A 22,150-nucleotide genomic window follows, 5' to 3' on the forward strand; every position below is an offset into this window, starting at 1 on the left:
AGTCGTTTGAAATTGACACAGACAAGGCGACAGCGACCGCCATGTACGCCATAGTACATAAGGGAGCTGGAAACGCTATACTGGTTTAAATTGAATTCACTATATTTCAGAATTTTGGGATAAAAAAACTTTTCAGGCTGCCTTTCCAAAGTCTTGTAGAATGGTAAAGGCAGCCTGAAAATTCACATCAATCTTTCAAACGCATTTCCGCCGCGCGAGCGTGCGCGGTCAGCATTTCGCCATGCGCCAACACGCTGGCGATTTTGCCCAATTTTTGCGCCCCCGCTTCTGATACTTGAATCAAGCTGCTGCGTTTTTGGAAATCATAAGTGCCAAGTGGCGATGAAAAACGCGCTGTGCGGCTGGTCGGCAAAACGTGGTTTGGGCCCGCGCAATAATCACCCAAACTTTCGCTGGTGTATTGACCCATGAAAATCGCGCCTGCGTGGCGGATTTTTTTCGCCCATTGTTCGGGATTTTCCAACGACAACTCAAGGTGTTCGGGCGCAATATAATTGGCAACTTCGCAAGCTTCGTCCAAATTGTCCACTAAAATCATCGCGCCACGATTATTCAGGCTGGCTTCAATAATTTCACGGCGTGGCATTTCTTCAATCAGACGATTCATGGCAGCCTGAACTTCATCCAGATACGTTTTTGATGTTGAAATCAAAATGGCTTGCGCGATTTCATCGTGTTCCGCTTGGCTGAACAAATCCATTGCCACCCAATCGGCTGGCGTGCTACCGTCCGCAATCACCAAAATTTCGCTTGGACCCGCCACCATGTCAATGCCCACCACGCCAAACACGCGGCGTTTCGCTGCCGCCACAAAGGCGTTGCCTGGCCCTGTGATTTTGTCCACTTGTGGCACGGTGTCGGTGCCATACGCCAAAGCTGCCACCGCTTGTGCGCCACCAATCGTGTAAACTTTTGTTACACCAGCAATAAATGCTGCCGCCAACACAATATCATTGCGCTCCCCTTTGGGTGTAGGCACGACCATAATGATTTCTGGCACACCTGCAACGTGCGCGGGCATGGCATTCATAATCACGCTGCTGGGATAAGCAGCTTTGCCCCCAGGGACGTAAATGCCCACACGGTCAAGTGGCGTGATTTGCTGACCGAGCAGCGTGCCATCTTCATCGGTGTACGTCCATGATTCCATTTTTTGTTTTTGATGATACGATTCAACGCGTTGAGCAGATATTTTTAATGCATTTTGCATATTTTCAGGCAGCCTGAAAAAGGCTTCGCGCAAATCGTCTTGCGATAAAGTCAAATCCGCCATGGATTGCGCGGACGTGCCGTCAAATTTGTTGGTGTATTCCACCACCGCCGCATCGCCACGTTTTTGCACATCGGCGCAAATATCGGCAACAATTTGGTCAATTTTCGGGTCTTGCGCGGTTTCAAAGGCGAGCAAGTTTTTCAGTTCGGTTTGGAAATTGGGGGATTGTTTGTTTAAAAATTGCATGGTTTGCTTCCTCTTGCTAATAAAATAAATTAAATATCTTTAAAACTTATTTTTCAGGCTGCCTCCATATAAAAGCAGCCTGAAAGCAATGTCAGAGATAACGGATATTTTCAGCTACATCAATTTCTATGATGCCTTTGTGTTGCAGTTGCGACAAAATATTATCGGCACGTTGCGTATCATGGCGAACGCTGCTAGCAATTAGGCGCACCAAATCGTTTTTCTTTTTTGGGCGATTATGTTTCAGCAACAATAAGGCGGCAATCACATCGGGTTCAATATCTGGATTATTGTTGTTGAACTTGGCAGACATCGGAGCGACAACGATTGATGCGTGTTCATCGCTGCGCTGTTCATTATCTGTGCTGATTTCAGCGATTTCTTCATATTCATCGTTTTCAGGCTGCCTATCGGCATATTGAATAAAACGATAAGTCTTTTTGCCCAAACGTTTTTTCAATAATAATTCTGCTTCGGGATAGGCTTTTTGCAAATCTTCCAGCGCGGGGAGTAATTTCTTGCGTGGTGAAACAATGGCAATACGAGCATCGGGATGATGCGACAAAATTTCTTCGGCTGCAGCGATGATGCTGAACGCTGCGTTTTTCTTCGGCAACACATAAATGCTGTGTGGTTCTTCGGGCGCAATCATGCGTTTGGCTGCTTTTAAGGTGGCGAATAAACCGACTTTGGCATCTTCAAATGGAATATCTTGCCATTTGGTATCGGTTTTGGCGAGGTCAATCAATAAATAATTCATGGTGTTCTCCATGTTATAAGAAGATATTTTCAGGCTGAAACCTTTGCAAAATCCCCATCTTTGGCACATTTCTTCGCGATGCGTTTCTCAAACGCTTGCCTATCTAGATGATATGTCTGCGCGTTTTGCGATACTATCGCTTTGAACTGCGCTCAAATCTGGGGTTTTGCAAAGGTTTCAGGCTGCATATTGAGTAGGCAGCCTGAAAATCAGGCAACAACAGCTTCTGAAAATGCCGTTAGAATAGGGGAGAGTACATCGTATTTGGTTTTTAACGCAGCTTTATTGACTACCAAGCGACTGGAAATATCTACAATATGTTCAACGGCTTCCAAACCATTGGCTTTAAGTGTGCCACCTGTGGAAACTAAATCCACAATTGCATCGCTCAATCCTACCAGCGGCGCAAGTTCCATTGAACCGTATAATTTGATAATGTCCACATGCACCCCTTTTTTAGCGAAATGTTCCGCCGCAATATTGGGATATTTGGTCGCCACACGCAAGCGGCTGCCTGCGACCGAAGCCGCTGCATAATCAAAACCCTTGCATACAGCCACCATCATGCGGCATTTGGCGATATTCAAATCCAACGGTTGATACAAACCTTCGCCACCATGTTCAATCAACACATCTTTTCCTGCAATACCAAAATCTGCCGCACCATATTGTACATAGGTTGGTACATCTGATGCGCGCACAATAACCAGTTGAATATTATCGTGATTTGTTCCAATAATCAATTTACGCGAACTTTCAGGATTTTCGTTTGGCACAATGCCTGCCGCCGCTAGCAAAGGCAGCGTTTCTTCAAAGATACGTCCTTTGGATAATGCGATGGTTAATTGAGTCATGTAGTGTCCTTTCGTAGGGGTATACCAAAGAAATATGGTTATATTTCAGGCTGCCTTTTGCTTGAAAATAAGCTAGAAGGCAGCCTGAAAACATTATTCTGCTAATAATTTGCGAATATCTGCCGCAATTTGCGGTGCTTCTGCGCCAAAACGTTCTTGTATGGCAACATTGCCATTTTTGTCCAACAAATATGCGCCAGAAGTGTGGTCAACATTATATATTTTATCTGATTTAATTTCAGTTTTTGCTGACACAATGCGGAATTGTTGTTTGATTTGTGCGATGTCGCGTCCCCCTTTTGTATCGGTTAAACCAATAAACTCAGGATTGAATTGTGCCACATATTTGCCAATTAAATCAGGCGTATCACGTTCATAATCCACGCTGACAAATACCACCGCTACATCTTTTGCTTGCTCGCCCAGTTGTTTGAGCGTATCGCTGTATGTCAGCAATTCACTTGGACAAACATCGGGACAATGGGTGAAACCAAATGCCAAAATAACCACTTTCCCTTTCAGGCTGCTGATGCTAAATGGTTTACCCTTGCCATCGGTTAGCGTGAAATCGCCCCCCAAGTTTTCTTTACGCATATCCACACCAACCGAAACAATGTTGTTGTCGGCTGTATTGGATGCAGACGTATTAGTGGCGGAAGCAGGAGATTCTGCTTGAATTTCTTGTGCTGCTTGTGAAGCCAGTTGGCTGACACCTTCTTCTTGTTTACCACAAGCAGTTAAAGCCAATGCAGTAACAAGTGTACTTAATAATAATTTTTTCATGATGTTTTATCTTTCTATTTGATAAAGTAAAGAAAATGTTTATTTCAGGCAGCCTGAAAACTATTCAGGCAATGTTGCCGATCCCATGCGTTTTAAAATAATATTGGTTTTAGCACGCAAGCCTTTGTCGCGTGGATGGTCAATGTAAAACAAGGGTTTAGGCACACGCGCTGCTAATTGTGCCGCTTGAACTTTGCTTAAATCGGCTGCTGATTTGTGATAAAAAAACTGCGCTGCACTTTCGGCACCAAATACGCCATAACCCCATTCAATCACGTTTAAATACAGCGCGTAAATGCGGTCTTTATCGGTGGTGGCTTCCAACATGGCGGTTAAAGCGGCTTCTTCTGCTTTGCGAAAATAACTGCGTTGTTCGTTTAAAAACAAATTTTTGGCTAATTGCTGGCTGATGGTTGAGCCACCCGCACGAATTTTGCCACCGCGTTCATTGCGTTTCATCGCATTACGGATGCCATTCCAATCAAAGCCATTGTGTTCAGCAAAAGTCGCATCTTCCGAAGCAATCAAGGCTTTTTTCAAATTGATGGAAATTTTGTCATATGCGACCCAGCGATAATCCAGTTTGACATTGGGTTTGCTGCTCGCCAATTCGTCCATACGCATGGTCATGAAAGCGGTGCGATTGGGTGCAAGGGCGCGATAGCCGATGATGGTGCCATAGGCATACACATTAAACAAAATGAGTGCGGCAAACGGGGCTGCCAAAAGCCATTTCAGGTATTTCATGCTGATAACTCCGCGCGTAGTGTTGCGATAACGGGGGCAATTTGCGGCGTAAATCCGCGCCATAATTGATAGGCGGCGGCGGCTTGTGCGACCAACATACCCAAACCATCGGCGGTATTTTGTGCGCCATGTTGGGCGGCAAATTGTAAAAATGCGGTTGGTTTTGCGCTGTAAAACATATCATACGCCCACAGGCAGCCTGAAAATATTGGGGGCGAAATCGGGGGAATATCGCCTGATACGCTGCCTGATGTGGCGTTAATAATCAAGTCAAATTCGGGTTTCAAAGTGGCGAATTCTTGCGCGTGTATGCCAAATTGATTGGCTAAATCAATGGCTTTGCTGTGCGTGCGATTGGCAATCACAATGCGTTCTGGTTCACATGATAATAGCGGCAAAATTACGCCACGCGCTGCGCCACCTGCGCCTAAAATCAAAATACGGCAGCCTGAAAGTGTGATGCCCAAATGGTCGCGTAAATCGCTGACCAAGCCGATACCATCGGTATTATCGCCCAAAATCGTGCCATTGCTTTGCGGTATCAGCGTATTGACTGCGCTAGCGGCTTGGGCTCGTTTGCTCAATGCATCGCACAGGGAAAATGCGTGTTCTTTGAAAGGCAAGGTTACATTCGCACCGCAACCACCGTTAGCAAAAAATTGATTTAAGGCAGCCTGAAACGCTTCACGATTATTTTCTACCAAAGTGCGTGTGTAGGAAATCTGCGCCTGTTCTTGTGCGGCGAATAAGCTGTGAATTTGAGGAGATTTGCTATGGGCGATAGGGTTGCCGAAAACAGTATATTGGGTGGTCATGGCTTTGAAATCAAATGAGGAATAGAATTTGTGGATTGTAGTGTGAATTGCTTGGAAAACCAAGTTTTTTCAGGGTTGTTCTGTATAAACATTATCAAAAAGGCAGCCTGAAAATATTTTCAGGCTGCCTATATGGCATTATTCTTCCATTTCTTTTTCTTTAATGCGCGTTGCCATGAGCGTGTGCAAACGGCGATTATCTGCACGCGCAACATTGAACAACAAATCGCCCAATACCACTTTTTCGCCACGCACAGGTAAATGCCCCAACTGATGAATGACTAAGCCACCAATCGTATCTGCTTCTTCGGTGCTGAATGTGGTGCCAAAATAGGCATTGATGTCTTCAATTTCGGTGGTGGCTTTAATACGCCAACGTTCTGATGATACAGGGAAAATTTGGTCAGCACTGTCATCTTCGTCAAACTCGTCTTCAATTTTGCCGACAATCTGCTCAATCACATCTTCAAAGGTAACCAAGCCCGAAATGCCACCGTATTCGTCCACCACAATCGCCATATGATTGCGCTGTGTTTGAAATTCTTTAAGCAAAATATTCAAAGATTTGCTTTCTGGGACAAACACCGCAGGACGCAAAATATTTTCCAATTTGAAATGTTCGGGATTGAGCGTGTATTTCAGCAAATCTTTGGCGTGCAAAATGCCGATGATGTGGTCTTTGTCTTCTTCAATCACAGGAAAACGTGAATGTGCGGTTTCCACCACATAAGCGATGATACGCTCCATGCTGTCGGTGGTTTTAATCACGTCCATTTGCGCGCGAGTCATCATGGCATCTCGCACATTCATTTCTTTGAATTTAAACAAATTTTCTATGCGAGACAAGGTGTCGCTGTCCAAGACATTGTGTTGGGTACTGCGGCGTAAAATATCGCGCAATTTGTCGGTGCTGTCGGGCGTATTGCTGCCTGAAACATGTTTAAACAATTTGTTGAGCAAACTGGGGGATTGACTGTCCATTGTGGTTTTTCTGGGTAATAAAAGTATTTTATTTTTCAGGCTGTCTTACAGTACACGACAAAAAACATTTCCGTAGGTCGGGCATTTATGCCCGACATCAGAAATCACGGCACATCGTCGGGCATGAATGCCCGACCTACAAAATGTCGTGTACTGAAAGGCCGCCTGAAAATTAAGCATAAGGGTCGGCAATATGTAACTGTGCCAATAAATCGGTTTCCAAAGTTTCCATTTCTTCGGCTTCGGCATCGTCCATGTGGTCAAAACCGATTAAATGAAGCGTGCCGTGAATGACTAAATGCGCGTAATGGTCATGCAGCGATTTGCCTTGTTCGGCGGCTTCGTGAGCAACAACTTGTGGGCAAATAATCAAATCGCCACGTAAAACATCATCTTGTTCTACAAAAGAAAATTCGCCTTCATTGTGAGCAAAACTCAATACATTGGTGGCGTAATCTTTGTCGCGATAATCATGGTTGTAAGCACGCGCTTCGGCTTCGTCCAACAAAATCAATGAAATTTCGGCGCGGCGATAAAAGTTTTTCAGGGCGTGCCAAATCCATTGATAAAATTGTTTTTCGCTAGGCAGATTATTTTCTTGGCTATCATTTTGATAATACAAAGAAAAGCGTTGTTTTTGAATGTATAAAAAAGGGAAATATTTGGTTTGTTTTTTCATAATTGGATTGTTTAAAACAGGTTTTCAGGCTGCCTTTTTTGGGATAGGCAGCCTGAAAAAAATTATTTGATTTGTCCCAATAATTGTTCGCGTGTTAGCAAGAAAACGAAGCCGTCGCCGCCGCTGGTGTTTAGCCACATAAACGGTAATTCTGGATAGGCAGCTTCTAATGTTTCGCGATTGTGTCCAATTTCTACTAGCAATACGCCCATTGGATTGAGGTATTTGGCTGCGTGGAGCAGGATTTGGCGTGTAGCATCTAAACCATCTTCGCCACTACCAAGTGCCAACTCGGGTTCATGCAAATATTCATCGGGTAAATCGGCAACAGATTGTGCGTCCACATAGGGCGGATTGGAAATAATCAAATCATATGTGCCTTCCAAGCCTTCAAATAAATCGGTATGAATCAGGTTGATGCGGTTTTCCAAGCCGTATTCTTCCACGTTGATGGCGGCAACTTCCAGCGCATCTAAACTCAAATCCACCGCATCAATTTCGGCGGCGGGATAGTGGTCGGCAAGTTGAATGGCAAGGCAGCCTGAACCTGTACACAAATCCAAAGCGCGATGCACCAATTCGGGATATTCAATCCATGGTGTGAGTGGTTCGCCAAGTAATTCGTAGATAAATGAACGCGGTACAATGACCCGTTCATCTACATAAAAATCGTAATCGCCTTGCCATGCTTGATTGGTAAGATACGCGGCTGGCACGCGTTCAATGACGCGGCGATACAATTTGTCCAGTAATTCTACACGCTCATCGTGCAGCAAAACGGCATCCAAATAGGGTTCCAGTGTATCCAATGGTAGATTGAGCGTGTGCAAAATCAAATAAGCGGCTTCATCGTGAGCGTTGTCGCTGCCGTGTCCAAACGATAATTGTGCTTGATTAAAACGGCTGACGGCGAAACGCAAAACATCGCGCACGGTTTTCAGGCTGCTTTCGGCTTGGGTAAACAGGTTTTCCAAGTGAGCGATGAATGGGTCTTCTTCGGAAGTGGGTAGGTTGTTTGTTTGATGAGACATGGTGGCTAGGGAAAAAATAAAAGTATTATTATAGCGATTTTTATTGATTATGGCAGATAAAAGGCAGCCTGAAACGTTTGTGTTGTTTTTCTTTGATGCAGTTTTCTAACTTTAATCGTTCCTATAAATATGAATACAAGGTTTCAGGCTGCCTTTATTCGCATCCTCCTACAATATTGACACTTTGCGTATGAAATTTGTCTAATGTGCTGCGGTGTCCAACGCTGACGATGATGCTGTCGGGTAATTTGGCGCGGATTAGGCGATAAAGTGCTGCTTCGGTTGGTTCGTCTAATGCGGCAGTGGCTTCGTCTAACAAAATCAATTTGGGTTTTGCTAATAAGATGCGTACAAAGGCGATGCGTTGTAATTCACCTGGTGACAAAATATGTTGCCAATCTTTGATTTTGTGTAAATGTTCGCGCATATAGGCGAGTGAACAGGCGTGTAGGGCAGCGTGTAAAGTGGTTTCGTCTGGTAATAAATTGGGATAACAAATGGCTTCTTTCAGGCTGCCTTGTGGGACATAAGCACGTTGCGGTACAAACATGGTTTCTTGCATATCGGGGGCAGCGATGTATCCTGACCCACCATGTGTCCATAATCCTGCTAGTAAGCGTAGTAACGAGGTTTTACCGCAGCCTGAAGGTCCTTTTATCAGTAGACTTTCGCCATTTTTAACAGATAAGTTGATGTTATCAATCAAAATATCGCCATGTGGACGTAATAATGCGATATTTTGAATTTTCAGGCTGCCTTGTGTGATTTCGCGTTCAGGCTGCATGGGATGTGGGTCGGTTTCGGTGCTGGCGAGAAAGCCGCTTAAACGTTCCAAGCGAGCGCGATAGGCAGTAAAGTTTTCGTAAAATAGGCGGAAAAATGATAAGGCGCGTTGTAATCGGGCAAATGCTTGTACGGTTTGTTGAATATCGCCAAGTTTAATTTGTCCTGCAAATAGGCGCGGTGCTTGTAAAATAATGGGCAGCAGTTGGATACCTTGACTGAACATGTCGTTAAATCCGCTTAATGTTACGCTTTGACGAGCAATGCGCCAGCGATTACGGATAATATCGGCAAAGCGTTGCGATAATCGTTGTTGTTCTACTGACTCGCCGTGATAAAAGGCGACACTTTCGGCATGGTCGCGTACGCGAATGAGTGAATAGCGGTAGTCGCCATTCAGTCGTTCATTTTCATAGTGGTATTTAATTAATGGGTTACCAATCCACATGGCGGCAAAGGTGGCAAGTATCACGAAAATAAAGACGAAAAAAACCAGCCCGTGTGGAATGCTGATGCCAAATATATTGAGTACGCCTGCCAAGCCCCATAAAACAATACCAAATTCTAGCGACGAGATGACGGAATTGAGCATACCTCGCACAAATTCTATGGTGTTGGCGATAAATTCTTGTGCATCTTGTTGAATACGTTGGTCAATATTGTCAGGGGTATGGTGGCGATTTTGTAGGCGATAGTAGTTTTTGTTGGCGAGCCAGCGTGTAATGAGAACACGATTGAGTCGCTCTGACCATTTTATGGCAAGAGCTTGGTCAAAAAAGTCGTTGATGACGCCGTTAAATGTGCGTAGCAGAACAACGCTGGCATTCATGGCGGCGAATTGCCAAAATGCGTTAACGTTCATGTCTTGCATGGATGTATATAAACCACTTGACATAAACGTGCTTAATACATTTAGGCGGATTTCGGTTAGCAGCAAAAGAATCATTATGGCGATGAAGCCTATGATTTTCAGGCTGCTTTTGGTGTCTAGGCAGGGGGCAAGGACATGGCTGAATTGTTTACCAAAACGGGTAAAATATGCCAGTAAAACAGTGGTAATGATGAGTATGAGTGTAACTCCACCAAAGGTTTGTAGTAACCACAATGGGGTGGCATTCAAAGTAATTTGCCATTTTTGCATGGTATTTTTTAAGAATAGGCAGCCTGAAAATAGTATCCACTGTGTTTTCAGGCTGCCTATTTTTGATAATGTTAATTAAAATGACCAATCGGCTTTCAACCAGAATGTGCGTGGCATACCAACTACAGCGAAACTGCGGTCATATTGTCCGCGTTGTACTTGCCAATAGGCTTTGTTAAATACATTTTCTACTGCGCCACTAATGGTAACATTTTGATTGTTTTTTAGTTTTAAGCCATATTTTGCGCCAACATCAACTAATGTGTATGAAGGGAAAGCGTATTGTTTTTGTGTATCTTGATACGATTTACCAAAATGGCTGATGCTGGTGTTCAGAGTTAAACCGTTTACATAAGGCGTATCCCATTCAACGCCTGCTTTGGCGATGATGCGCGGATTGGCAACTTGTACGCCGTTTACTAAATTATCTGCATAATTTGGATAATCGTGCACACGAGATTGCAAATACATCAAACCAAAATTGGGACGCAATGTGCCGTTCATGAGGTTGGCATAGGCATTCAATTCTATACCACGATTGCGCTCTTTGCCTTGCTCTTTTCCTGCGTAAACAGAGCCTGTTGCAGCAAGACGTGCGTAATCAGTATTCGATGCATTGCCACCTCGCCAGTAGCCAGGACGTGTGATTTGGAATGCGTTTAATGTGGTTACAATATCGCCCCAGTTTTTGCGGACACCAATTTCAAATTGACGGCTGACACGAGGGTCTGCCATAGTGGTATCCCCTGTTGTGATATCGGTAGAAACTGCACCAGGTTCCAAATCTTCCATGTAGTTTGCATACACGGTTAAGTTGGGATTAGGTACCCATGCTGCCATAGCCATTGGGCTGAAACGTGACGCATCTACCGACGTTTGTCTGATGTAATTATCTTGTTTAATCATTTGATAACGTCCACCCAAAGTGAGTCGGTATTGATTGTCCATCACGCCAAAAGTATTCGCCAATGCCAAGCTATCCACCACTACTTTGGAATGGACGCTTGGATTGGGATTCCAAGCTGTACCTACATTGCTATCCAAAGCCGCTAATTGTGAGGGAATATCCAACGCAGGATTAATTGTGGCAGCAGTGGTTTGACGTGCGCCTTGATAAGTTAAACGTTTGCGGATAATACGGTCATACGCCACATTCCAGCTATTGCTCACACTTTCTAAATCAAAATCGCCACGCGCTGCCAAGTTCATACTCAATGTTTTAAACCGTTGGTCGGTTAAACGTGCGCGGCCAGATTGATATGTTAAGCCACTTTTAGATGCGGTGGGTGAAGCAAAATTTCCCTCATAACGGGCATCGTTGTAGCCTATACCACCTGTAATTTGCACGTTATCAGTAGCATCATATTCAAATGTCGCCATATTGGTTTGGCTGCGCGTATTTTGTGCCTGCCAACTTGGTGCCAAATTCACATCGCCACTTGGTGCATCAAACAAACGACCTTGTGCATTTTGAATATCCTGAATGCGCGCACGACCACCATGTGTTTTACGTTTTGCATAAATACTGTCTACTGATGCACGCAGTCTTTCTCCACGATAATCAGCATTCACAGAAAATTCCTTATTATTTTCGTCATAGCCTTCGCGTGGCGTATCACCTGCACGCATCAAGCCATTTACACGAACACCCCATTCTTTGCGTTCACCAAAACGTTGTCCCAAATCTGCCGCAACTTGTCCGCGCGAGTCGCTGAACCAGGCTGTACTAATTTTGCGATTACCTTTATTGGACGCTTTTTTCGTCTCCATATTAACTGCACCCGAAACCGCACCTTCTGGATCCATACCCGTAACAGCGGTTGATGCGCCTTTAATCAGTTGTGCTGAACCAATGTGGACACTTGCCGTACCTTGTGTGCCATACATACCAGCCAGACCATTGACGCTAAATTGTCGTGCATCAAGTTGATAACCACGGAAATACAAACCTGTCAGCGTATTGCTTTCGCCACCAAATTGCCATGTAGAAGCATCTTTTTTTGCAATAGCATCTACTAATGTTCGTTGCTGCGAATCATTGAGATATTTTTCATCATAATTAACAACCGTAATCGGCACTTGGAAAGCATGTACTTTCCCCAATAGCCCCAGATTTGCTGTATCACGCAGATTACCATCGCTAGCTTTGGATAGTGCTCGAACACGTTTGACAACAACATTTTGTAATTCTTGTTGATGAGGTGTGGTTTCAGCAGAAGCGATGCCTACGCTTAAACTGAATAATGCAAGTGGTAGATATTTTAATTTCATAATAAATAACTATATTTTGTGAAGAGAGGTAAAAATATGTATTTTAATATAGAATACAAATTATTATCAATTTTTTTAGTAGGATAAAAAATAGGCAGCCTGAAAATTCTGATTAATAGAGGTTTCAGGCTGCCTAATTATTTGAGTAAATTAATAATTTATATTGCTTATCTTAGAACCTGTGTTCGTAAGATTGATAGCTTGATTTTATTGTCAATTCATGCGAATACAAGGCGGCTTCCCACGCCAATATTGAACATATTGGCGTGGGAAGCCAACGCAGTAGTCGTATGAATTGGCGATAAAAGCAAGCTATTAAGATTATGAACACAGGTTCTTAAAATTAAATCATGTCAAGAGATGTCTAAATCTGACAAATTAATTATTGAGATAGCAGCTTTTTCATAGAATAAAAAACACAAATTTCAGGCTGCCTCCCAAGACCAGCGACGTTGATATGCGTTCAATACTGCATTGGGATACTTATTGCTGCCCAAACTGCCATTGTAGCGTGCCAATGCACGGCGTAAATTACCATTTTCCACATTATTGTAGTGGCGCAAAATAGTACAGCCATAGCGCAAATTAGTGCGAACATCAAATAAATTGTGATTTTCATTGCCGATATAGCGCTGCCAAAACGGCATTACTTGCATCAAACCTTTTGCGCCCACATTACTGATGGCGTATTGCCGAAATGCGCTTTCCACTTCAATTAAGCCCAAAATAATTTGGGGATTCAAGCCTGCACGCGTGGCTTCATAATGAATCATAGTCAGTAAACGGCGACGATACCACTCGTTATCCACATATCGTGTGAGCCGTCCTGACATTTCATTGAGCCAACGTTGTCCCTCCGATGCTTTATCAAACACCAAACGCGGCGGACTAGCGTGTTCCACCGATTGACGCATAATGCTAGCAACATCATCGGATAAAGTTTCTTCTCGTTGTGCACCCGCAAAAACAAATTTAGGGCAGAGTAGGGAGGTGCTTGCTGTGAGCAAAAATTGGCGACGTGAAAGTTTGGACATTTTTATTAATTGGACAATTAAATGAACCTGCAATGTAAAGAAAAATGCCACGCATGGCAATGCTTTTTTGTTGGTATGATGATGAGAATCATCATAATCAAAGTTGTATTTTTAGATAAAATATATTTTCAGGCTGCCTAAATATATTTAAAAAGTAATCTGAAAATATTTTTCAGTTCAAAAAAGGAAAATCATGTTGTCTCCAATTTCATCAGAAACGATTGCTAGAATTACACAAGAAATTGAACATAATGAAAGTATTGAATTTCATCAAAAACAATACAACTCGCCGATGTATTCGCATTCATGGTATCAAACACAAGTTGTGAGACAAATGTCAGAATGGCTAGGTTATTCTTTGGTTGGTGGGGGTTATCTAATTATTCCATTGATTTTATTGATAATAATTATAAGTTTGATGGTGTATATAATCGCACCTTTGCATCGTTTTTTATTGCGCCAGCCTCCAAAAAATCCGCTCGTTCGTTTCAATTTTTTGCAACGTAATATCATGATTTTTCATGAAAATAAATTGGTTGAGACCATAGAGTTTGGCTTGGTTTCATCTTTGATGTGCGAACAAAAACCTTTGTTTTTATCCCGTGCTAATAAATTGATTGTATTACAAGTTTATGATAAAAATAGCCAAGCTCACACGGTTTTGGAAATGGAAACAGCTCCTTTGTTTGGTCAAACAGATGCGCGCTTTTTAAAACAAACCGATGATTTATTAGAGAGTCTTGCAAAAAAAATGAATTTGAAATTATTTTTTGATAAATCAAATTGGTAGAAACTTTGTTATATTTGTTTTCAGGCAGCCTGAAAACTTTTTCTTAATTAAAACAAGGGAATCATCATGCAAATTTCGTTAAATGAAAATCTGAATTTCAGTCGCATTATTCACGGCTATTGGCGCGCGCACGAATGGGGTTTAAATACCGAGCAATACATTGATTTAATTGAAAATGTGCTGAATTTGGGCATCACGACTTTTGACCATGCGGCTTGCTATGGCGGTTTTACCAATGAAACCGCGTTTGGCAAAGCATTGGCGGCAAAACCCAGTTTGCGCGAACAAATGCAAATTGTCAGCAAATTTGGGATTTTGTTTCCCAATCAGACATTTAGCGAAATGAAAACCAAGCATTACAACCACACGCGCCAACACATTATTTGGTCTGCCGAGCGTTCCGTGCGCGAATTGAATTGCGATTATTTGGACGTTTTGTTGGTACATCGCCCATCGCCTTGCACCAATCCCGAAGAAATTGCGGTGGCGTTTGACGATTTGCATGGTCGTGGTTTGGTGAAACATTTTGGCGTGTCCAATTTTTCGGTTAGTAAAATCAAAATGTTGCAATCGTATTTGGGGCAAGATTTGGTAACGAATCAAATTGAAATTTCGCCTTTGCAACTGACTTCGTTTGACAATGGCGATTTGGATTTTGCGCTGGAAAAACGCATGAAACCAATGGCTTGGTCGCCATTGGCGGGCGGCAAATTGTTTGACGGCAACGATGAACGCGCCCAACGGGTTCAGGCTGCCTTGCGCGAAGTGGGCGAGAAATATGGCGAAAACCGTTTGGATACATTGGCTTATGCGTGGCTGCTCAACCACCCCGCGAAAATCATGCCGATTGTGGGCAGCGGTCAGTTGTCGCGCATTCAAAATGCTGTGGATGCGTTGCGCCTGAATTTCAGCGAAGAAGATTGGATTCAGATTTACAGCGCATCTGTGGGCAAACCTGTGCCGTGAGTTTTCAGGCTGCCTGAAAACACAAATCAGTCATTTTGCATTACAATGTAAAACATTTGCAATACATTTAGAGGAGCGTGTGAATATGGCAAACATCAATATTCGCGTTGATGATGATTTGAAAAAACAATCATTTGCGGTGATTGAACGCTTTGGCATGACCCCCAGTCAAGCGTTCAAAATGTTTCTGACCCAAATCGCGCACACCAACACCATTCCCTTGTCTTTGGATTATCAAAACATCAATTACGAAGCCAATCCCACCACCATGCAAGCCATTGAAGATTATCGGAAAGGGCGCGTGGAAAGCTGTTCATCATTGGACGATTTAATGGACGGCTTGAATGAAAAAAATTGATTACACCAACCAGTTTAAACGCGATGCAAAAAAGCATTTTTTGGCATTGGCAACGGCTCAATGGACGGAAGTGATGTATTGTTTAATCAATGATTTACCTGTTCCCATTCAATACCGCGACCATGCTTTAACGGGCAATTTGTGTGATTTGCGCGATTGTCATATTCAGCTCGATTTGGTTTTGTTCTACGCCAAAAATGATGACACGATTACGTTGGTTCGTTTGGGCAGTCATAGCGAATTGGGTTTGTGAATTTTCAGGCAGCCTGAAAGTGTCAAATGGGGAAAAATATGGATAAAAACAGCATGATTTCAATAATTAAGACTTTGATTGGCATTGCCATTTTTCTCTTTTTTACTCACCCTAATGCATTAGGTGGGGCATTTGCGATTATTTTTGTTTTTGCTTGGTTGGTAGATGAACTAATCGGGCGCAAGAAACAATCGCCAAAACTTGGGCGAATTAGAGTGGCGTGTTGGTTGGTGGCGTTTGCTATATCATGTGGCATGCACTATGTTTACAATCACAATGCGCGGATTCATGCCCAAAAAATTGCCGATGATTTAGATGCTTATCGCACAAAACACGGACATTATCCCGAACATAATGCCTACAATGCACCCAGACAATATCATTTGCGCTACATTTGCTTTGAAGAATGTGTGAAAAATCAAAATTTGCCCATTTTGATTTATTCGTCATCATTAAGCCCGTTTTCCCGATATGGTTATGATTTTAAAAATAAAACTTGGGAACATACGCCTGATTGAAGGATTTGGCATTTTTCAGGCAGCCTGAAAATTTATTTAAATTATTTTTGTAAATGTAAGCATAGGAGTAAGATTATGATTTCAAATGATAGAACAGTTGTATTGAAATATTTTGTGCAACAATACTTTGATAATGATGTAAAACAAGTTGCAGAAATAACAGGTTATAAAGAATCGCAAATTAAAAATTGGCTAGAAGGAAAAACTCAGCCACAGAAAGCAACCTTGAAATACATTATTCATTGTGCGACAGCTCCCGAGTTTTACATCATTAATGAATTTTTTCCATTTGATAATAGTAAAGCACTACAAACTCAAATTAAAGAGTTATTGGGTAATCGTTATAAATATGCAGGTATTTATGCTTTTTATGATGCGTTCGGTAATTTGTTGTATGTTGGCAAAGCCAGTACTGACTTATTAACAGAAATTCAAGATGCTTTAAAGCGCACGATTCCAGTAGAAAAATTACCTAATTTTAAAAATATTGGTGAAAAAGATAGACCTCAAATTCGGGCGGAATTAGTTAAATATATTTCAGCTTATTATGTTGGCGAAACAGAATTTTCTGATTATCCGAAACACGTTGAATCTTTAATTTTACGCATTTCTAAACCATTATTTAACAAAATCAAAGGTTCTTTATTACATCATGCACCCAAACCAGAAGAATGATATTTCAGGCAGCCTGAAAAAATATTTTTTCAACTTTTCTTAAACAAAAACAAGGATAAAACAACATGACCAAACAAATCGCTATCTTACGCGGAGACGGTATCGGCCCAGAAATCATCGCCCAAGCCGTGCGTGTATTGGATAAATTGATTGAACAAGGCTTGGACGTGGCATACGACTACGCGCCTTTGGGCGGCGAAGCCTACGACCAATACGGTGTGCCTTACCCTGAATTTACGCAAAATCTGTGCCGTCAAGCGGACGCGGTGTTGCTCGGTGCGGTGGGTTCGCCACAATATGATAATTTGGAACGCCCTTTGCGCCCAGAACGCGGCTTGCTTGCCATTCGTAAAGATTTGAATTTGTTTGCCAATTTGCGCCCAGCCGTGTTGTACAAAGAATTGGCAAATGCGTCCACGCTGAAACCCGAAGTGGTGGCGGGTTTGGATATTCTGATTGTGCGTGAATTGACAGGCGATGTTTATTTTGGCGAACCGCGTGGCATCCGCATTTTGGAAAACGGTGAGCGCGAAGGTTTCAATACCATGAAATACAGCGAAAGCGAAATCCGCCGTATTGCCCACGTTGCGTTTAAAGCAGCACAAAAACGCAGCAAAAAAGTGTGTTCGGTGGGGAAAGCAAATGTATTGGAAACCACAGAATTGTGGCGCGAAATTTTTGATGAAATTGCGCCTGAATATCCCGATGTGGCACTCAGTCATATGTATGTGGACAACGCCGCCATGCAGCTCGTGCGTGCGCCCAAACAGTTTGACGTGATTGCGACTGGCAATATTTTTGGTGACATTTTGAGCGACCAAGCGTCCATGCTGACGGGTTCCATTGGCATGTTGCCGTCCGCGTCTTTGAACGAAACGGGCAAGGGTTTGTACGAGCCGTCTCACGGTTCTGCGCCCGATATTGCGGGGCAAAACAAAGCCAATCCTTTGGCGACCATTTTGTCGTTGGCGATGTTGGTGCGTTACAGTTTGAATGATGAAAATCGCGCCAAGCAAATTGAAAATGCCGTGCAAAAAGTATTGGAGCAAGGTTTGCGCACGGGCGATATTTTTGAAGAGGGTACAAAATTGGTGTCTTGCTCGGAAATGGGCGATGCAGTAATTGCGGCATTGTAATGTTTTAGGCAGCCTGAAAATGTAAAATGTATTTTCAGGCTGCCTATTTTATTTAGGCTTGGATTTATCCTAAGGAATGATTATGTTTAAGAACCTGTGTTCATAATCTTAATAGCTTGCTTTTATCGCCAATTCATACGACTACTGCGTTGGCTTCCCACGCCAATATGTTCAATATTGGCGTGGGAAGCCGCCTTGTATTCGCATGAATTGACAATAAAATCAAGCTATCAATCTTACGAACACAGGTTCTAAGTAAAAATAATATGGTGAATTCACTAAACCAGTACAGCGTTGCCAGCTCTCTTATGTACTCGGTGTACACGGCAGTCGCTGTCGCCTTGTCCTGATTTAGTGAATCCACTATACTGTTGCTACTTATTGTATTTTAACTGAACTATATTTACTTGAGATGCAGTGGTTGCTGTTACTTTATCTTAAATTTCTATGTTAAATGACTGCACATGGTGGTAATTAAAATTATTGTTTCATATATTTAATCCAAAAAAGTTTATTAATTTAAATATTTTCAATTAGTTATCATTGTATTACGTTTAAATAAATCTTTAATAGGCAGCCTGAAAGTAAAAATTTACACTAATAAATCTTGTCAAACTTTGACATATTTTAACAAATGTTTTATGATGAGTTCCAGTTGCTGTTAGAACGCTTCACAAAACGCTCACGGCTTTTCTATTTTCTATCTTTTTAATCAAAGAGGTATGTTTATAATGGAACCAATTATTTTGAATGGCTACTACACGCTCATTGCGGCAACATTGGTTTTGTTGCTGGGGCGCATATTGGTAAAGAATATCAAATTTTTGCGCGATTTCAATATTCCTGAACCGGTTTCGGGTGGTTTGATTGCAGCTGCTATTATCACAACACTATATTACACGGCAGGCATTACTTTCCAGTTTGAATCCGCTTTGCAAACAACTTTCATGTTGATTTTTTTCTCATCAATCGGCTTATCTGCCGATTTCTCGCGTTTGAAACAAGGTGGTTTTCCATTAGTTGCTTTCTTGATTATTGTGAGTATCTTTATTGTGTTGCAAAACTTTGTTGGAATTGGTTTGGCAACTTTAATGGGACAAAATCCTTTGGTTGGTTTATTAACAGGTTCTATCACATTAACAGGTGGTCATGGTACAGGTGCGGCATACGGTAAAACTTTGTCTGAACAATTTGGTGTGCAAGGCGCGGTAGAAATGGCTATGGTTTCTGCGACTTATGGCTTGGTAGCAGGTGGTTTGGTTGGTGGTCCAGTAGCACGTCATTTGTTAAATAAAATGGGTCATAAACCTTTGGCAGATGAGGTGGATTCTGGAGACCTTAAAGGCGAATACGATAATCAAACATTTGAAAAATCTGCACGCATGCGTTTGATTACTGCGGAATCTGCGATTGAAACAATGGCTTTGTTTGCTGCTTGCTTGGCATTCTCATCATTTGCATACGGTTATATGACTGAACACTTTCCAAACTTTAAATTACCACAATTCGTATGGGCATTAGGTTTTGGCGTATTATTGCGTAATGCACTGACAGGTATGTTTAAATTTGATATGTTTGACCGCGCGATTGACGTGTTTGGTAACGCATCATTGAGTTTATTCTTGGCAATAGCATTGATGAGCATGAAATTGTGGCAACTGGCTGGCATGGCAGGTCCATTGTTGGTTATCTTGTTGGCACAAACTGCGGCTATGATTTTATATGCTTACTTTGTTACTTTCCGTTTCATGGGTAAAGACTACGATGCTGCCATTTTGACAGCAGGACATTGTGGCTTTGGTTTGGGTGCAACGCCAACCGCGGTTGCCAATATGCAATCAGTAACAGGGACATTCGGTCCATCACATAAAGCGTTTTTGATTGTGCCACTGGTCGGCGCATTCTTCATTGACTTGGTCAATGCTGCTATTCTTGACCGTATGATGGCATTTTTTGGTTAATACTATTTAAAAATTAAGGCAGCCTGAAAAACTTATTTTTCAGGCTGCCTTAAAGCTATTTTTTTGATATGATGCACGCTTAAATTTTTACGAAGGATATTTAAATGACGAAACAAACCCTTATTGCTGCTACTTGCGCTGCCTTGCTTTTGTCCGCCTGTTCTAATAAAGAAGAAAACACCGCCGTGGCATCTAGCGCAGCTGTGGCAACAGATTGTAATCATCCTACTGTTGCTACACAGGTTCAACAAATCATTCAGCAAGCCATCGCAACACAATCACAAGGTTTTATCAATAAAAATGACAGCAATGGTATTTTGGATTCGGATAAACTCATCGCCATTGTAGCGCAATTAGGCATCAATATAAGCGATGTTCAAGCAGGTAAAATGCCCCATACTTGTGAAGCCCAAGTCAGCATTAACATTCCAGAAAACGTGTTGGCGCAAGCCAAAACCAATGCACCTTTGTTGCAAATTGAAGCACCCGTAGATGTCATTACCAAAGGCATCATTGGCAGCAACACAAAATTTGACAACAATACCTTATCTCTACCTTTGAATTACTCCATGCAAAACAATCAATTTGCATTGACCGATAAAAATTTAAATGGTGTGGCAAATCTGCTGACCGATGCACTTATGGCCTATGCGGTGCGTGATTTGCTGACTGTTAATGGCAAAGAAATCCGCCGCGAAGATGCTTTGCGTATGCTGACAAAATCAGCCGAGCCCAAACCCAATACCGCATCAACGCCCGCTGTAGTACCCCAAATTAAACAAGTAGAGCCGATTGGCGAACCAATTCCTACACCACCTGCCGATGTGCAAATGCCAAAAGAGGAAGTTATACCAGCAGAATCTCAACCTGCTGAAAATGCAAACGCACAAACGCAGCCTGAAACCTTAACGCCTCCTGACAGCAAACCACAAAGTCGCATTACCGATAATGATTTGGATAATGCGCGCCAAGCCAATGATGATGCCACACAAAACATCAAAGGCGCATGGCGTAAAATTGCGCCCGAAATCCAAAAAGATTTGGTGGCAGAACAACGTGAATGGGAAAGTAAAAAACGCCAATCATGCCGTAGCGCAGCCGCCAAAGGTGCGGACGCAGCCGAAAGTCGTTATTTGCAAATGCAATGCGATACTCGTATGACACGCGAACGCATAGAATACTTAAATGGTTACAGCATTGATTAATATTGTAAAAAAAGGCAGCCTGAAAATGTGGTATGCATTGTTTATCTTGCTTTCAGGCTGCCTGATTGTGTACGCTATTCGTTGTTACACCGCATACGTTACTGCCCCCTATTTGTTTGATAATCCAGCCCAGTTGTCCACGCAAAAAACCGCCTTGCTACTGGGTACCAACCCCAAACTCAAAGATGGGCGCAATAATTTGTATTTTGACTACCGCATTCGCGCCGCAGCCGATTTGTATCACGCAAACAAAATCCGCTACATCATCGTCAGCGGCGACAATCGCAAAAACAGCTACAACGAACCCGATTACATGAAAGCCGCGCTCATCGCACAAGGCATTCCTGCAGAACGGATTTATCCCGATTACGCAGGCATTCGCACTTTGGATTCCGTGTTGCGCGCGCACGCAATTTTTGGGCAACAGCGTCTCATCATTATTTCGCAAAAATTTCACAACGAACGCGCGGTGTATCTGGCGCAAGCACATGGCATAGAAGCCTACGGCTACAACGCCACCGATGTGGATGTGTATAACGGTTTCAAAACCCAACTGCGTGAATATGGCGCGCGAGTCAAAATGCTGCTGGACGTGTGGACAGGCAAAACCGCGCGACATGGCGGCGACAAAATCGTCATACCCGAATAAAACATTATTTGCAGGCTGCTTCACAATACACGACATTTTTTGAAATAAGCACGAATCTTGTTCCTTCCCCCGTCCTAAACGGGGGAGGGCTAGGGTGGGGGAAATCGGTGGAACAAATTTATTTTTCTGAAAATTAACGAGCCACCCCCCACCCTAACCCTCCCCCGCCAGCGTGGGAGGGGATAGATTTCAGGTAATATTAAAGATTCATGTCGTGTACCGTAAAGCTCCTTATATTCAATATTTTGAATAGCCAGTCTGAAAACCACATTAAATCAAA

The 22,150-nt window shown here is 42.7% G+C and carries 22 protein-coding genes; 10 read left to right on the forward strand and 12 right to left on the reverse strand.

Features of this window, described 5'->3' with window-relative positions; all coding sequences use genetic code 11:
• Positions 1-187: 187 nt before the first annotated feature.
• The 12 genes from hisD to MIS45_RS04875 form a co-directional block, all read right to left on the reverse strand.
• A complete protein-coding gene (gene hisD / locus MIS45_RS04820; protein ID WP_249451198.1) occupies positions 188-1,480 on the reverse strand; it encodes a histidinol dehydrogenase in 1,293 nt (430 codons plus the stop codon).
• 91 nt (positions 1,481-1,571) lie between these two features.
• Positions 1,572-2,240, reverse strand: coding sequence for a hypothetical protein (locus tag MIS45_RS04825; RefSeq protein WP_249451199.1), 669 nt, complete (start codon positions 2,238-2,240; stop codon positions 1,572-1,574).
• Between the two features lie 209 nt (positions 2,241-2,449).
• Positions 2,450-3,094, reverse strand: coding sequence for an ATP phosphoribosyltransferase (gene hisG / locus MIS45_RS04830; protein ID WP_249444915.1), 645 nt, complete (start codon positions 3,092-3,094; stop codon positions 2,450-2,452).
• A gap of 93 nt (positions 3,095-3,187) precedes the next feature.
• The gene (locus MIS45_RS04835) at positions 3,188-3,877 is read right to left on the reverse strand and encodes an SCO family protein (protein ID WP_249451200.1); all 690 of its coding nucleotides are present in this window, start codon (positions 3,875-3,877) and stop codon (positions 3,188-3,190) included.
• 60 nt (positions 3,878-3,937) lie between these two features.
• Positions 3,938-4,624 carry a monofunctional biosynthetic peptidoglycan transglycosylase gene (gene mtgA / locus MIS45_RS04840; protein ID WP_249443560.1) on the reverse strand — a complete coding sequence of 229 codons (687 nt, stop codon included), beginning with the start codon at positions 4,622-4,624 and terminating at the stop codon, positions 3,938-3,940.
• A complete protein-coding gene (gene aroE / locus MIS45_RS04845) occupies positions 4,621-5,439 on the reverse strand; it encodes a shikimate dehydrogenase (RefSeq protein ID WP_249451201.1) in 819 nt (272 codons plus the stop codon). Before aroE ends, mtgA begins: the two co-directional genes overlap by 4 nt.
• Positions 5,440-5,577: 138 nt before the next feature.
• Positions 5,578-6,420 carry a CorC family transporter gene (locus MIS45_RS04850; RefSeq protein ID WP_249451202.1) on the reverse strand — a complete coding sequence of 281 codons (843 nt, stop codon included), beginning with the start codon at positions 6,418-6,420 and terminating at the stop codon, positions 5,578-5,580.
• Between the two features lie 172 nt (positions 6,421-6,592).
• The gene (ybeY, locus tag MIS45_RS04855; protein WP_249451203.1) at positions 6,593-7,099 is read right to left on the reverse strand and encodes an rRNA maturation RNase YbeY; all 507 of its coding nucleotides are present in this window, start codon (positions 7,097-7,099) and stop codon (positions 6,593-6,595) included.
• Positions 7,100-7,161: 62 nt separating this feature from the next.
• Entirely contained in the window at positions 7,162-8,064 is a 903-nt protein-coding gene (prmB, locus tag MIS45_RS04860) for a 50S ribosomal protein L3 N(5)-glutamine methyltransferase (RefSeq protein ID WP_249451342.1), read from the reverse strand.
• Between the two features lie 220 nt (positions 8,065-8,284).
• Positions 8,285-10,054: an ABC transporter ATP-binding protein/permease gene (locus MIS45_RS04865; RefSeq protein ID WP_249451204.1), complete on the reverse strand. Its 1,770-nt coding sequence runs from the start codon at positions 10,052-10,054 to the stop codon at positions 8,285-8,287.
• 75 nt (positions 10,055-10,129) lie between these two features.
• Positions 10,130-12,325 (reverse strand): TonB-dependent receptor, encoded by a 2,196-nt coding sequence (locus MIS45_RS04870; protein ID WP_249451205.1) that lies wholly within the window; start codon positions 12,323-12,325, stop codon positions 10,130-10,132.
• A gap of 425 nt (positions 12,326-12,750) precedes the next feature.
• Complete coding sequence (locus MIS45_RS04875; RefSeq protein ID WP_249451206.1) at positions 12,751-13,359, reverse strand: lytic transglycosylase domain-containing protein; 609 nt, start codon at positions 13,357-13,359, stop codon at positions 12,751-12,753.
• A gap of 193 nt (positions 13,360-13,552) precedes the next feature.
• On the opposite strand from MIS45_RS04875, the gene MIS45_RS04880 reads away from it, so the two are divergent.
• The 10 genes from MIS45_RS04880 to MIS45_RS04925 all read left to right on the forward strand — a co-directional run bounded on the left by MIS45_RS04880 (position 13,553) and on the right by MIS45_RS04925 (position 21,870).
• Positions 13,553-14,149: a hypothetical protein gene (locus MIS45_RS04880; protein ID WP_249451207.1), complete on the forward strand. Its 597-nt coding sequence runs from the start codon at positions 13,553-13,555 to the stop codon at positions 14,147-14,149.
• A gap of 66 nt (positions 14,150-14,215) precedes the next feature.
• Positions 14,216-15,115 (forward strand): aldo/keto reductase, encoded by a 900-nt coding sequence (locus MIS45_RS04885; RefSeq protein WP_249451208.1) that lies wholly within the window; start codon positions 14,216-14,218, stop codon positions 15,113-15,115.
• A gap of 85 nt (positions 15,116-15,200) precedes the next feature.
• Positions 15,201-15,473 carry a type II toxin-antitoxin system RelB/DinJ family antitoxin gene (locus tag MIS45_RS04890; protein WP_249443568.1) on the forward strand — a complete coding sequence of 91 codons (273 nt, stop codon included), beginning with the start codon at positions 15,201-15,203 and terminating at the stop codon, positions 15,471-15,473.
• On the forward strand, positions 15,460-15,726 hold the full coding sequence (locus tag MIS45_RS04895) for a type II toxin-antitoxin system RelE/ParE family toxin (RefSeq protein WP_249451209.1): 267 nt from the start codon (positions 15,460-15,462) through the stop codon (positions 15,724-15,726). Before MIS45_RS04890 ends, MIS45_RS04895 begins: the two co-directional genes overlap by 14 nt.
• Before the next feature lie 53 nt (positions 15,727-15,779).
• Entirely contained in the window at positions 15,780-16,244 is a 465-nt protein-coding gene (locus tag MIS45_RS04900; protein ID WP_249451210.1) for a hypothetical protein, read from the forward strand.
• Positions 16,245-16,319: 75 nt separating this feature from the next.
• On the forward strand, positions 16,320-16,919 hold the full coding sequence (locus tag MIS45_RS04905) for a GIY-YIG nuclease family protein (protein WP_249451211.1): 600 nt from the start codon (positions 16,320-16,322) through the stop codon (positions 16,917-16,919).
• 65 nt (positions 16,920-16,984) lie between these two features.
• Positions 16,985-18,055 carry a 3-isopropylmalate dehydrogenase gene (gene leuB, locus MIS45_RS04910; protein WP_249451212.1) on the forward strand — a complete coding sequence of 357 codons (1,071 nt, stop codon included), beginning with the start codon at positions 16,985-16,987 and terminating at the stop codon, positions 18,053-18,055.
• A 731-nt stretch (positions 18,056-18,786) separates the two neighbouring features.
• A complete protein-coding gene (gltS, locus tag MIS45_RS04915) occupies positions 18,787-20,016 on the forward strand; it encodes a sodium/glutamate symporter (RefSeq protein WP_249451213.1) in 1,230 nt (409 codons plus the stop codon).
• Positions 20,017-20,120: 104 nt separating this feature from the next.
• A complete protein-coding gene (locus MIS45_RS04920) occupies positions 20,121-21,221 on the forward strand; it encodes a lysozyme inhibitor LprI family protein (RefSeq protein WP_249451214.1) in 1,101 nt (366 codons plus the stop codon).
• A complete protein-coding gene (locus MIS45_RS04925; RefSeq protein WP_249451215.1) occupies positions 21,202-21,870 on the forward strand; it encodes a SanA/YdcF family protein in 669 nt (222 codons plus the stop codon). Before MIS45_RS04920 ends, MIS45_RS04925 begins: the two co-directional genes overlap by 20 nt.
• Positions 21,871-22,150 lie beyond the last annotated feature (280 nt).

It is taken from the genome of Wielerella bovis (genome assembly GCF_022354465.1).
GTDB classification, from domain to species: domain Bacteria; phylum Pseudomonadota; class Gammaproteobacteria; order Burkholderiales; family Neisseriaceae; genus Wielerella; species Wielerella bovis.